Consider the following 12,110-nt stretch of genomic DNA (forward strand, 5'->3'; position numbering starts at 1 on the left):
CCGTCCTGCAGCCGATGTGCAAGCCGAGGTCCTGCGTGGACTGGGCGCGAGCAAGCCAATAGCATCCCTGTTTATGCACCTCATGGTCTCCATTGGCCTGCGGCGTTCTATTCACAAAGTAGCGGTCCATTTACTACCCCCTATACGTAAGCGCACCATTGCGCGTGGTTGACTTTGATCACCCCCAGTCGCAGGAGCCGCGACGCAGGGAACTTCGTCGTAGAATCTTCTACGGCCGGGGTGTATGAATGCGGGCGAAGGCGCCTTCGACGGCTTCGATGAGCCTTGGAAGAGGAAAAGCGATGTTTCGACAAGGAAGATTGTTGGTCTGCCTGGCCCTGGTACTGTCAGGTTCTCTGCTGAGCGGCTGCCAAGCCAGCTCCGAGGCGATACCTGGGCCGAGCGCTCCGGTAGAGAACGGGACCCTGGTGCCCTTCGTCAGGCCACTGCCGCTGGTAGCGATGACCACACCCATGGTGGTCGAGTTCGCCCTACCGTCCCCAGAGGAAAGCGCCTCGCCAACCTTGTTCCTTGGAATCCGGGTGAGCGGAGAAGACGGGCTGAAATCACTGAATGCGGGCCGCGAGATCCGCAATCTGGGCTTGCCCACCGAGGTGACACTGGAGCGGCTGGAGGCACAGCAGCGCATTCCTGTTCCGTTGGTGAGGGTGGAGTCTGTGGCAGGAACGCCCGCGCGGATAGAGCCCATTGGACCTGCGGGCAGGGTGGCGGGTGGATGGTTGGATGACGTCGATCATCGATCTCTGCAGTCAGCAGGATTGGAAGCGCCCGGCAGTCACCACACACAACTGGCCCTCGCCTGGGCTCAGGAATTGCAATCTGGCCGCTACAGGCTGAGCATCCAGATACTGAAGCCTGATGATCGATTGGCGTCCACTCAAGCCGAGTTGCTGGTGGCCTACGTAAACAAGTCGAAATAGGAACACGTCATGGACGACAAATACACAGTCACCGTCTTCGTTGCCGCTCCCGGCACGCCGCTGCTGGCGGGAGGGACATCCAATGCTGGCCACGTCTACTACAAGGTGGCGCATGGCAAGGACGAGGTGAGCTTTGGCTTTGCACCCATCGAGCATGGCGTCATCACTGGGCCCGGAATGGTCTACAACAATGACGCCGAGCAATACAAAGATCCGTACTACGCACGGACGATGGAGATCAGCAAGCAGCAGTACGACAAGCTGATGGAATTTGGTGCAAAGCCCAGCGAACATGGTTTCAACACCGAGTATCACGGTGTGGAAAACAGCTGTATTGACTACACATGGGGCACCCTGAATCACGCCGGGCTTCATCGAACCAACGTTCTGCTCATGCAGGACAAGAGCTTCGAAGGTGGCCTCAAGCCGCTCAGCAATGTGGAATACATCCGCAGCATCCGCGCGCCCTTTCCGGATAGCGTCTTGAATACTGAGCACTACAACAGAATGCCGGAGAGAACGTTCAAGCAATGGATCATCAGCGATGAGCAACTGCCGCGGGGCGATCGGGATATGCTTGATTCCATCCGCAAGGGCGTGGCGGGCATCGACGAGAGGCATGGCCGCTCCTACGATGGGACCAGCGAGCGGATCTCAGCGGGGTTGTTGGCCACAGCCAAGGAGCGTGGGCTGGAGCATGTCGACCATGTGGTGTTGGGTAATACTCCAAGCGATGGTTCGCCGCAGCGACTCTTCGTCGTGCAGGGGGAGCTCAACGATCCTGCCCATATGCGAGCTTCGATGACGGCGGAGGAGGCTGCGCGAACACCGGTGGAGCAGTCATTCGCCAAGGTCGAGCAGATTTCGCTGGCCCAGCAGGAGCGCGCCTCGTTGGCGCCGCAGGAGCCGGCCCTGGAACAAACCCGGGCGCCGCTGCAGATGGGCTGACTTCCAGCGACTGCACGGAAGATCACAGTTTCGAGCGCCTCGGCCTCGAAACTGCCTCCATCTCCACCTGCCTCCCATCCCACCTATGCCATCATCCGCCCAGGACCGCAGCACCCATCAAGGCTGAACAGGCATGGAGCAGGCAACACGCTACACCGCAACGCTTTATCTGGCCGCCCCCGGCACCCCGCTGAAAAGTGGAGGCATCTCGCCGCGCGGCCATATGTACCTGCAAGTGGCGGCAGGCGACGAGGCCCACAGCTACGGCTTCGCACCACCGCGCCAGGCGCCTGGTGAAACCCGCACCGGCGTGCAATACGCGCAGGTGCGCCACGACGATGCCGACGAGCATCTGCAGCCGTATTACAGCCGCACCCTGGAAATCACCGAGGAGCATTACGGCTGCCTGCGTGACTTCGCCGAGGAACCGGCCGAGTTCGAATTCGATGTGGATCGCCCGGCCACCATCAACCGCTGCAGCGATTTCGTCTGGGCGGCGCTGCATTACGCCGGCCTGCATCCGCTACCGGCGCCGCTGGACGGCGGCAGCAACCTGGGCGAGTTCGCGGTGCTGTTCAACCTGCCGGAAATCCAGTGCATTGCCGCGCCGTTCCCGGGCAGCGATCTGAATGTCGAAACCCACCATGCGATGCCTGAGCGCGAGGCCGAGCACCATCGCCAGGGCGACCGTGCCAGCGATGAGCCGCCGCCGACGCCGATCGAAGTGGCCGGCACGCTGCTGGACCCTTCGCATCCCGACCATCGCCTGTTCTCGCAGCTGATCCAGAAAGTGGCCGAGCTGGACGCCGCGCACGGGCGCCCGTTCGATGCCGCCAGCCAGCGCATCAGCGCCAGCCTGCTGGTGCTGGCCAAGCAGAACAATCTCTCGCGCGTGGACCACGTGCTGCTCAGCCAGCCGACCAAAAACAGCCATGCGGCCGAGAGCATCTTCATCGTGCAGGGCGACCGCAATGACCCGGGGCACCGCCGCGCCAGCATTGCCACCGAGGTGGCGGCCAAGACCGATGTGGCTGATTCGCTGCGGTTGAAGGAGCAATGACGCGGTCAATGCGGCGGGGGCTGGTGGTACTGGCGGTGTTGGGAGCGCTGGCGGCGTGCCGTGCGTCACCAGCGCCTGACACCGCGCCGCCCTTGCTGACGCGCGCGCAGGCTGATGCCCGCACGATTGTGCCGTTCACGCGGGCCGTGCAGTTGCAGAAGGCCGGTCGGATTGCCGAGGTCCCGTTTGATTTGCCGGCACCCCAGAAGCCGGCCATTCCGATTCTGAACATCGGGTTGCGGCTGCAGGATACCGACGCGCGACGGCTGCTGGATGCTTCGGAGAAGATCACTCTCGGACGTTTGCCAACGCGGCTGCGCTTGGAGCGGATTGATGGCAGCGCGCCTCGTCATGTACAGCTTTGGCAGCGTACCCGCGATGGACGCGACTCGCAGAAGATCGCCGATGATGGCGTGGTCACAGACCTGACGACGGGGAGTGTGGACATCAACAGCTTGGCCGAGGCCGGGTTGTACTCTGAAGGCGTGCTCTATCGCACGTTGCAGTTGGCGCAGGTCGGAGGCATTACACCCGGGCGCTACCTTCTGCTGGTGGAGCTTGTAGAGGATCGGCCCCAGCTGGAAGGCCTGAAAGCAGAACTGATCGTTGGTTATCAATCACTAGGAAAGTAGACATGAACAAGGACGATGCCGAGCGCTACAGCGTAACCATCCATCTGGCGGCCCCCGGTACGCCGCGCTACGGCCGTGATGTTGAGGGAAACAGGTTTCTGCTGGAGCCTTCGTTCGCGGGGCACATGTTCCTGTCGCTGCGCCGTTCGGGTGAACCCTTGCCGGAGAGCATTGGTTTCACCCACGCAGGCACCAAGGACGATCCAAACAGGGGCAAAGTCGATGACATGGACGTGTCGGTCTACGACAAGCCCCGCTTCGAGCGCACGATCGAGATCAGCAAAGAGCAGTACGACCGCATCCTCGAATTCTCGGCGGACCCGAAGAAGCACGGTTTCGACATGAACTACGACTTCTTCTCCAACGCCTGCACCGATTTCGCATGGGGTGCCCTGAACCACGCAGGCCTGCGCCCAGTCGGGCTGGCCGGGGAGATCAGCAACTACGAGGGCGCTACCAAGGTTCTGGACAACATCCGCGCCGTCAATGCCATTCCGCAGCAGGTGAAGGGCAGCGAGCTGGACAGGGTGCAGTGGAACCCGATGCCGAAGCAGACCTTCCGCGAGTGGATGTTCACCGAGAACGGCGAGCAGTGGCGCGGCAACAGCACCCTCGCGGCACGCAGCACGCCCGCGGACCCGTCGCACGACGACCATGCCCGCCTCAACCAGATCCACCAGCAGGTGGCCAACCTCGGCGCCTTTGGTGCACGCAACGGTAATGTCAGTGCCAGCCTGCTTGCGCTGTCGAAGGAGCAGCAGTTCTCTCGCGTGGACGAAGTGATACTGGGTGAGCAGCGTGGCGATACTGCGCCGAAGCTGTTCATCGTGCAGGGTGACCGCAGTGACCCGGCACAACAGCGCGCCAGCATGCCGGCGGAGCTGGCGGCGCAAGCCCCGGTTGAGGCCTCGTTCGAGCGGGTCGCGCAGTTGCAGCAGGCCCCGTCGCAGCGCGATATGCAGCGCCTGCAGGAGGAGCAGCAGCTTCAGCAGAGCCACGGCCCACGGATGACATAGCCGGCGGGCAGCACCAAGTTCGAACGTCTGCCATACGCGCGCAGACGCACGCCACGCCCCCCACCTGCTACCATTCCCCCGCAACCCCAGCCAGCCCACCCCGCGCAGACAGATGCGGGGCGGGCCGTCGCAGTACGGCCCAGCGAGCCAGGACACCTTCCCGTGCCCATTCAAGGACGCTCGCATGTTCCGTAATCCTCTCTTCCGCTCGGCCGCCCTGGCCCTTGCTGTGTCGCTCAGCCTCGGCGTGCCTTCTGCATTTGCCGACAACGCGCCCACCGCCAGCGCCACCACCGCCGTGCAGCGCCAGGCCGTGGCCAAGGGCCTGTACGAGCTGGCCTACAGCCCGAAGCAGAACGCCGTGTTCGTGGCCTCGTCCGGTGGCTTCGGCGATGACGCCGGCCCGGCCCAGGTGCTGCGTCTGAACCCGACCACGCTGGCCGTGGAAACCCGTATTCCGCTGGAGCGCAAAGCCTTCGGTGTGGTGCTGGATGACGCCCATAACCGCCTGTACGTGGGCAACACCGTGGACCTGTCGGTGACCGTGGTCGACACCGCGCAGAACAAGGCCGTCGGCACCATCCAGCTGATGGAGAAGAAGACCGGCAAGGACGGCAAGGCCGCCTACACCCACGACCTGCGCGAGCTGGTGGTCGACAGCGCGGCCAACCGCCTGTACGTGACCGGCCACAGCAGCCAGCCGGACGTGAGCAGCGTGCTGTTTGTGATCGATACGAACACGCTGAAGGTGATCAACACCATCGACGGCCTGGGCAATGCCAAGGCGCCGGGCCTGGCGCTGGATGCGGCCAACAAGCGCGTCTACACCAGCAACCTGCTGGCCGACCTGGTGGTGGTCGGGACCGATTCGAACAAGGTGGTGGCGCAGCACAGGATCGCCGCCGAGCAGCCGATGAACATCGCGCTGGACCCGGCCGGCAAGCGCCTGTTCGTGACCGACCAGGGCTCGGAATTCCTGCGTGGCTACCAGGCCAAGAGCAGTGGCCTGGTCAGCAAGCACCCGGGCCAGCGCGTGCTGGTGCTCGACCGCAGCACCGGCAAGGAACTGGCCAGCATCCCGACCGATGCCGGCCCGCTGGGCATCCTGCTAGACGCACCGCGCAAGCGCCTGTACGTGACCAACCGCGAAGCCGGCACGGTGACCGCGTACAACAGTGACAGCTACCAGAAGGTGGCGACCTACACGGTGCCGACCCACCCGAACAGCCTGGCGCTGGATGCGAAGAACAACGTGCTGTTCGTGAGCATCAAGAACGGCGAGAAGGATGACAAGGGCGCTGACGAGAGCGTGGCGCGCATCCAGCTGTGATGCGCTGACGGCGGGCCGCGCCCGGCAGCGTGCCGCGTGAAGAGGGCAGGGTGCAGACCCTGCCTTTTTCTTTGCCCGGTTGCAGTGTCGGAGGCTGCTCGCTAGGGTTGAAGCCCACGGCAGGGAGCCAAAGGGTCTGAATCATGCTGGGTATCCATCGCTGGCTGCGTGCCGGCCTGATCTTCACGCTGGCGAGCGCACTCGGCGCCTGCAACAGCCGCATACCGGACGCGCCGGAGCCGCTGGATCTGGTCAAGCCGATCGATGTGGCCGAACCGGGCCAGGCGGTGCGGTTCGAGTTCGAGACGAATGCCCGCAACTTCCAGCCGGGTCGCACGTATGCGCTGGAGCTGGAGTTGCAGCGCCAAGCGACGCCAAGGCCGGACGAGCCTGACGTGGGCACGATGAGGGTCCCGTTCGATGTGACCCTGCAGCAATGGGGCGCTGATGCCTGGAAGGATGTGCCCACCTACGACAGCTATCAAGCCGGGGTGCTCAATGCAGGTGAGCAGCTTCCGGAATGGCATGCCTCCAGCGAATGGCGGTATACGTCGCCGCACATGGGCAGTGACGGCCAGTACACGCTGAGCCTGGTTGCTCTGCCACTGGAGCGTGATACGCGCTATCGCGTACAGGTTCGCACTGTGCAGGCCACGCCGGAACTGCAGCATTACGTGGCTCAGTTGCGGGTACACGCAGCCCGGCCGCCAGGCAAGTAATCCACCTCACCACCGGAAGGAACGAAGGAATCACCTTATGGACAAGCCACGCTATACCGTAGAGATCGTTATCGCTGCACCCGGCACGCCGCTGATCGACCCCAGGACGCACAAGCAGGCCGTCGACGCGGAGGGCATTCCGCAGACGTCCGCCCCCGGCCATATGTTCTACGTCCTGCATGCCCCCGGCGTGCCTGCGAAGAGCTATGGATTTGCTCCCAAGGAGCACGGAAGCATGAATGGTCCTGGCACCATCATGGAGGACGACGCAACGGTCTATAAGGACCCGCGATATACGCGCACCCTCGAGATCAGTGAAGATCAGTACAAGAAGCTCCAGCAGTTCGGCTCGGACCCGGAGAAATTCGGCTTCAGCAAGCACTATCAGGACGTACGCCACAACTGCGTGGACTTCACCTGGGAAGCGCTGAATCACGCCGGCATCGAGCGGAAAAGAAGTATCGACGTGAACGGGCTGGTCGGTCCTGCCGCGCAGCTTCTTCCGGATGTGCGCATTCCCCTGGGCATGAAAGGCGAAGGCAAGGATGCTTATCGTCCGCTGCGCAACATCCACGGCGTCGACAGCATCGATCCACCGTTCCCCGACAGCGAGCTCAATCGTACGAAAACCAACCCGATGCCCGATCGCACGTGGAAGCAGCACCTGCTGAGCGAGACCGACGACATGGGTGAGCGCAGCGGTGAGCGATTGGCCAACGACGCACGTGTGCCGGGTGACGCGTTGCATCCGCTGGACCAGCGCGTGCGTGCGGCGCTGGGTGAGGCCGCCGATCGGCAGGGGCTGCCGCCGGGACAGCAGCCCGAACTGCTGGCGGGCCACCTGACGCGCTTGGCGGTGCAGGGTGGCTACACCGAACGCGATGCCTTGCAGGTGGCCTTCAGCAGTAGCGGTGCGGCGGATTCGCCGGGCTATGTCTTTCTGCAGCGCACGGGCGAGACTGCATCACCGGATCCGGCGGCGAACCGCCAGCGCCTTTCGCTGGCCGATACCCAGCAGGGCACGGTTGAAGAGGTGTACCAGCTCGCCAGCGTGCAGCATCAGGGCCGCGAGGCCAGCCGCGTTGCGCAGGACGATCAGCTGCAGCAGACGCAGCACGCCCAGCCGCGAATGGGCTGATACAGGGTTTTCCAGAGGCGTCGATGGCATCGACGCCTGGTGGCATTCACCCCAGGCGATGCACGGGATTCTGCTGCGGGTCCTGCGCCTGGGCGTCCAGCGTCTGCTGCTCGGCCTGCGCCGGCGGCTGTACACCCAGCCCCAGCTTCTGCAGCGACTGCTCCACCGGCGTCTGTACCGCCACAGCGGTCGGCATCATCGCGCGCAGGTGCGCCGGATTGGCCGGGTCGCCCTGCACCACGAAGACGTTGTGCCCGGCCGGGTGCTGGGCCGTCGCATTGCTGACCAGCACATGGTCGACCTGCTGCAGGCCCTGCTCGCGGGCGAGCACGGTCAGGCTGGCGGTCAGGCGCTCGCTGGTCTGGTCGAACGGACGGCCATGCTGGGCGTCCAGTGCGGCCACGCCCTGGCGGATCTGCTGGTTGAGGCCGTACTCGGGATGGTTGGGGGTGATCTCTGCCATGGCGATCGAACGGTTGCGGTGGGTCGGGGTGGACCCCGCCAGTATAGATCCGGCCCGTGAAGCACGCCCGATGGGTCAGTCCGCCGGGTGATGGTCGTAGCTGATCACCCGTTCGGCCAGCCAGCGCCCGTCCACGCGGCGCCAGACCTGGATGAAGCGGGCCTGGCCCACCCAGCGCTCCACGCCGTCCTTGCCGCGCTCGTGGAAGCGATGGTCGCCGATTTCCAGCGCCCGTTCATCGTGCAGCGGGAACACCTGCAGCGAGGACTCCACCAGCTCGCGGCGCAGGTGCCAGCCGCCCTTGCGCGCGTTGTCGCACATGCTGGCCACGCTGCGGCGGAAGTCCTCGCGGTTGCTGGCTGACTTGCCGTCCTTGTCATGGAAGAACTCCATGTCTTCGGTGGTCATCGCGGCGGCCTTGTCGGCGTCGCAGGCCTCGAAGGCCACAGCAAAGAGCTGGGTATCGGCCTGGCGGATCTGTTCGCGCAGGTCATCGGCGGGCGACGCTGCGGCAGCGAGGCCGGCAGCCAGCAGGGGCAGGGTGAGCAGCAACATGGCGAAACTCCCGGGAGTGATGCGCGCAGGCTGGCATGCCGGTGACCACGGCGGTACGGCGCTGCGACGAAACCGGGAAGGCGCGGTGCGAAGGCCGGGAATGCCGGTGCGGCGCCGTGCGGAGGCATGTGCAGGCGACGTCACGGGCGGGCGCGATTCCCTCACGGCTGCCACAGGGTGCGGCCGCTAGCCTGCAATCCTCCCCTTCCACAGGAGCTCCCATGCCTGCTTCCCGCGTCCGCCTGCATGTTGAAGACAGTGGTGGCGACGGCCGCCCAGTGATCCTGATCCACGGCTGGCCGCTGTCCGCCGATGCCTGGAAGCCACAGGTGTCGATCCTGCGTGATGCACAGCACCGGGTGGTCAGCTACGACCGGCGCGGCTTCGGGCGCTCCGACAAGCCGGCCGAGGGCTATGACTACGACACGCTGGCGGCGGACCTGGCGGGGTTGATCGAGGAACGTGACCTGCGTGACGTCACCCTGGTCGGTTTCTCGATGGGCGGTGGCGAGGTGGCGCGTTACGTGGCCAACCACGGCCAGGAGCGCCTGCACAGTGTGGTGTTCGCTGCGGCGGTGCCGCCGTTCCTGCTGCGTAGTGACGACAACCCGGAGGGGCCGCTGACGCAGGACAAGGCCGATGAAATGCGCAGTGGGCTGGAGAAGGACCGCGAGGCATTCTTCGATGGCTTCACCCGCGACTTTTTCAGCGCCAACGGCCAGTTGATGGTGACCGAAGAGGCGCGCCAGGCGGCCATCGCGCTGTGCCATCAATCCGACCAGGTGGCGGCGCTGGGCTGCATGAAGGCGTTTGCCACTACCGATTTCCGCGATGACCTGAAGAAGATCACGGTGCCGACCTTGATCCTGCACGGCGACAGTGACGCCATCGTGCCGTTCGAGGGCTCCGGCCAGCGTACCCATGAGGCGATTGCGGGCAGCGAGGTGGTGATCCTGGAAGGCGCGCCGCATGGCTGCAACACCAGCCACGCGGATCACTTCAATCTGGCGCTGCTGAATTTCCTGAAGCGGTAAGCTGCGGCGATGCGCGAGCCGAAGATACCACCGTGGAAGAAGCCCAAGCCCAAGGGGCAGGTGCCGCAGCCGCTGTCGGATGCACAGAAGGCCGCGGCGCGACAGCGGGCGGAGGAGAACGGGCGGCGCTATCCGAACCTGGTGGACAACATGTGGGCGTCGAAGCTGCCGCGTGGAGCGTGATTGAGGGCAGCCGAGCATGGGCTCGGCTCTACAGGAGAGGCAGTGGCTGCCAGCCCGACTCCCGCCATGGCGCCACGTCGCGCTGCTGCACGTGGATCGTCTCGATCGGCAACCCTGCCAGCCGTGCCAGTTCCGCACGCAGCATTTCAGCGTCCACCGGTCGTGCGATGGCCACCTGCATGCGAACCCCCTGCAGCCGTACCTGGACGGGAACGACGGCATGGGCTTCATGCTCGCCACCGGTGCGACCGATCGGGTAGCGCATCGCCGTGGGCCGCCCCAGCTGTGCGAGTGCGGGTTGCCATGCCCGCATCACGACGGGCTGTGCGGCCACGGGAACCTGCGCCTCGATGACGGTTGCCGGATAACCGATGAGATTACCCACCATTACCTGGAAGCGTGCGCCATCGGGCAGGGCGATCACGGTGGCGCTCAGTACCATCAGCGAGAGGATAGCCGCAGCGAAGTGCCAGCTGCGGGGTGCGGTGGCCGCGCGGCTCGCCGTGCGCAGGCCGGGCTTGCGCCGCAGCTTGCGCGCGTAGATGCGTCGATCCTTCCTGCGGGGGCTGCTGCTGTGCTCGGGCAGGTTCAACGGGACGCGTGGCAGCCGGGCGACGCGGGCATTGATCAGGCGCGACAGCAGCCACCACGTGAGCAGGAACGCCAGCAGTGGCAGCAGCGTCCGCACGGCCAGATACAGCATCACCATCGGGATTACCAGGGAAAATTCGGATTCAAGCAACCGTGCCATCGTAACGGTGCTGCGTGATGTGTGTCGCATCCGCCAGCCGACAGGCACGGGGCGCTTGGGTAGGATGGCTCTTTGCTGTCATGGATGAACCGATGAGCCCTGCCACGTCCCGAATTCGTCGTATCTGTGGGCAGGGGCCGATCCTGTTGATGCTTCAGTGGGTCGCGCTGCTGTCTGTGGTGCTGGCCGCCGGCTTCTTCCATTACCGCGTGGAGCTGTTGCTGGAGCCGGTGACGGTGGCCTGTGGGGGCCCGGACGCGCAGGCGCGATTGCAGGTTGCCGAACAGGTGATGGCGCGTGCAGGCGCGTTGGATGACTGGCAACCCCTGGGCTGGATTCCATGGGTAGGCGTGGTGCTGGCGCTGCTGGGGGCCATGGCGGTATGCGCAAGCCGCGCGCTGTGGCTGCGCGATCGGCTGCGCATGGCGAACGTGGCGCTTATGGTGCTGCACGGTGGCGCGCTGGGTTTGGCCGGATGGGTGCTGCACCTGTACGAGAATGCGTGGAGCAACGTGGCGCGGCTGTCACCCACGGCGTGCCTGGTGGAGCTGGCTTCGGAGGGCGATGTACCGCTGGAGCAGGCGCAGCGCGTGGTGTTCCACGTCCTGACGCGGGTGAACGCGCCATTGCTGCGCAATCCGGATGATCTGGCGCTCGTGTTGACGGTGCTGTTGTTGGCCGCGATGGCCGGCGGTGTTGCCCTGTGGCGCGCGATCGCGCGGGCCCGGGCGGCACGATCGGCAGGGGCGTAACTGGCATCCGGCGGTGATCTGCGGCAGCCTATGCCGATGAGTATGGATACTTCACACAAGCACGCCAGCAAGTTCATGAGCCTGGTGTTGCGCCACGAACCAGAGAAGATCGGCCTGCAGCTGGATGCGCAGGGCTGGGCCGATGTCGATGATCTGCTGCAGCGGATGGCCGACCATGGCGTGGCGCTGGACCGGCCCACCCTGCAGGCGGTGGTCGAGACCAATGACAAGCAGCGCTTCGCGCTGAGCGACGACGGTCTGCGCATCCGCGCCAGCCAGGGGCATTCGATCCAGGTGGATCTGGGCCTGGAGGCGCTGCAGCCGCCGGCATGGCTGTACCACGGCACGGTGGCTCGCTTCGTCGGTGCCATCCGTGAGCAGGGCCTGCGGCCTGGCGAGCGCCAGCACGTGCACCTGTCGCTGGACCGCCAGACCGCGCAGCAGGTGGGCGCGCGCCGCGGTGCGCCGGTCATCCTCAGCGTGAATGCAGGGCGCATGCATGCCGATGGCCATGTGTTCCACCGTTCGGCCAATGGCGTGTGGCTGACCGCGCACGTGCCGCCGCAGTACATCGCGGGCTGAGCACAC

15 protein-coding genes are annotated in these 12,110 nt (G+C 65.0%); 12 read left to right on the top strand and 3 right to left on the bottom strand.

All coding sequences use genetic code 11. The features are described 5' to 3' along the window. Positions 1-473 precede the first annotated feature (473 nt). The 8 genes from CCR98_RS02215 (at position 474) to CCR98_RS02250 (ending at position 7,784) form a co-directional block, all read left to right on the top strand. Positions 474-941 (top strand): hypothetical protein, encoded by a 468-nt coding sequence (locus CCR98_RS02215; protein ID WP_232463076.1) that lies wholly within the window; start codon positions 474-476, stop codon positions 939-941. A gap of 9 nt (positions 942-950) precedes the next feature. Further along, entirely contained in the window at positions 951-1,889 is a 939-nt protein-coding gene (locus CCR98_RS02220) for an XVIPCD domain-containing protein (protein ID WP_087921346.1), read from the top strand. 133 nt (positions 1,890-2,022) lie between these two features. Next, the gene (locus CCR98_RS02225; protein WP_087921347.1) at positions 2,023-2,949 is read left to right on the top strand and encodes an XVIPCD domain-containing protein; all 927 of its coding nucleotides are present in this window, start codon (positions 2,023-2,025) and stop codon (positions 2,947-2,949) included. Continuing rightward, positions 2,946-3,581, top strand: coding sequence for a hypothetical protein (locus CCR98_RS02230; RefSeq protein ID WP_087921348.1), 636 nt, complete (start codon positions 2,946-2,948; stop codon positions 3,579-3,581). Before CCR98_RS02225 ends, CCR98_RS02230 begins: the two co-directional genes overlap by 4 nt. A 2-nt stretch (positions 3,582-3,583) precedes the next feature. Then, entirely contained in the window at positions 3,584-4,597 is a 1,014-nt protein-coding gene (locus CCR98_RS02235; protein ID WP_087921349.1) for an XVIPCD domain-containing protein, read from the top strand. A 184-nt stretch (positions 4,598-4,781) separates the two neighbouring features. Further along, entirely contained in the window at positions 4,782-5,927 is a 1,146-nt protein-coding gene (locus tag CCR98_RS02240) for a YncE family protein (protein ID WP_087921350.1), read from the top strand. A 143-nt stretch (positions 5,928-6,070) separates the two neighbouring features. Continuing rightward, positions 6,071-6,646 (top strand): hypothetical protein, encoded by a 576-nt coding sequence (locus CCR98_RS02245; protein ID WP_087921351.1) that lies wholly within the window; start codon positions 6,071-6,073, stop codon positions 6,644-6,646. Positions 6,647-6,683: 37 nt separating this feature from the next. After that, the gene (locus CCR98_RS02250; RefSeq protein WP_087921352.1) at positions 6,684-7,784 is read left to right on the top strand and encodes a hypothetical protein; all 1,101 of its coding nucleotides are present in this window, start codon (positions 6,684-6,686) and stop codon (positions 7,782-7,784) included. A 46-nt stretch (positions 7,785-7,830) separates the two neighbouring features. Here the strand turns inward: CCR98_RS02250 and CCR98_RS02255 are convergent, their stop codons facing one another. Beyond that, a complete protein-coding gene (locus tag CCR98_RS02255; protein WP_087921353.1) occupies positions 7,831-8,247 on the bottom strand; it encodes an XVIPCD domain-containing protein in 417 nt (138 codons plus the stop codon). Between the two features lie 75 nt (positions 8,248-8,322). Further along, complete coding sequence (locus CCR98_RS02260) at positions 8,323-8,802, bottom strand: nuclear transport factor 2 family protein (RefSeq protein ID WP_087921354.1); 480 nt, start codon at positions 8,800-8,802, stop codon at positions 8,323-8,325. A gap of 221 nt (positions 8,803-9,023) precedes the next feature. Between CCR98_RS02260 and CCR98_RS02265 the strand changes: the two genes are divergently transcribed. Next, on the top strand, positions 9,024-9,836 hold the full coding sequence (locus CCR98_RS02265) for an alpha/beta hydrolase (protein WP_087921355.1): 813 nt from the start codon (positions 9,024-9,026) through the stop codon (positions 9,834-9,836). A 9-nt stretch (positions 9,837-9,845) separates the two neighbouring features. Continuing rightward, a complete protein-coding gene (locus tag CCR98_RS21180) occupies positions 9,846-10,019 on the top strand; it encodes a hypothetical protein (RefSeq protein ID WP_087921356.1) in 174 nt (57 codons plus the stop codon). Between the two features lie 28 nt (positions 10,020-10,047). Here the strand turns inward: CCR98_RS21180 and CCR98_RS02275 are convergent, their stop codons facing one another. After that, the gene (locus CCR98_RS02275; RefSeq protein WP_087921357.1) at positions 10,048-10,728 is read right to left on the bottom strand and encodes a hypothetical protein; all 681 of its coding nucleotides are present in this window, start codon (positions 10,726-10,728) and stop codon (positions 10,048-10,050) included. Between the two features lie 134 nt (positions 10,729-10,862). Here CCR98_RS02275 and CCR98_RS02280 point away from each other — a divergent pair, with 134 nt between their 5' ends. Beyond that, a complete protein-coding gene (locus CCR98_RS02280; RefSeq protein WP_087924126.1) occupies positions 10,863-11,522 on the top strand; it encodes a hypothetical protein in 660 nt (219 codons plus the stop codon). Positions 11,523-11,564: 42 nt separating this feature from the next. Further along, entirely contained in the window at positions 11,565-12,104 is a 540-nt protein-coding gene (locus CCR98_RS02285; protein ID WP_198361053.1) for an RNA 2'-phosphotransferase, read from the top strand. The last annotated feature ends 6 nt before the right edge of the window (positions 12,105-12,110 follow it).

Source organism: Stenotrophomonas sp. WZN-1, from assembly GCF_002192255.1.
Lineage (GTDB): Bacteria > Pseudomonadota > Gammaproteobacteria > Xanthomonadales > Xanthomonadaceae > Stenotrophomonas.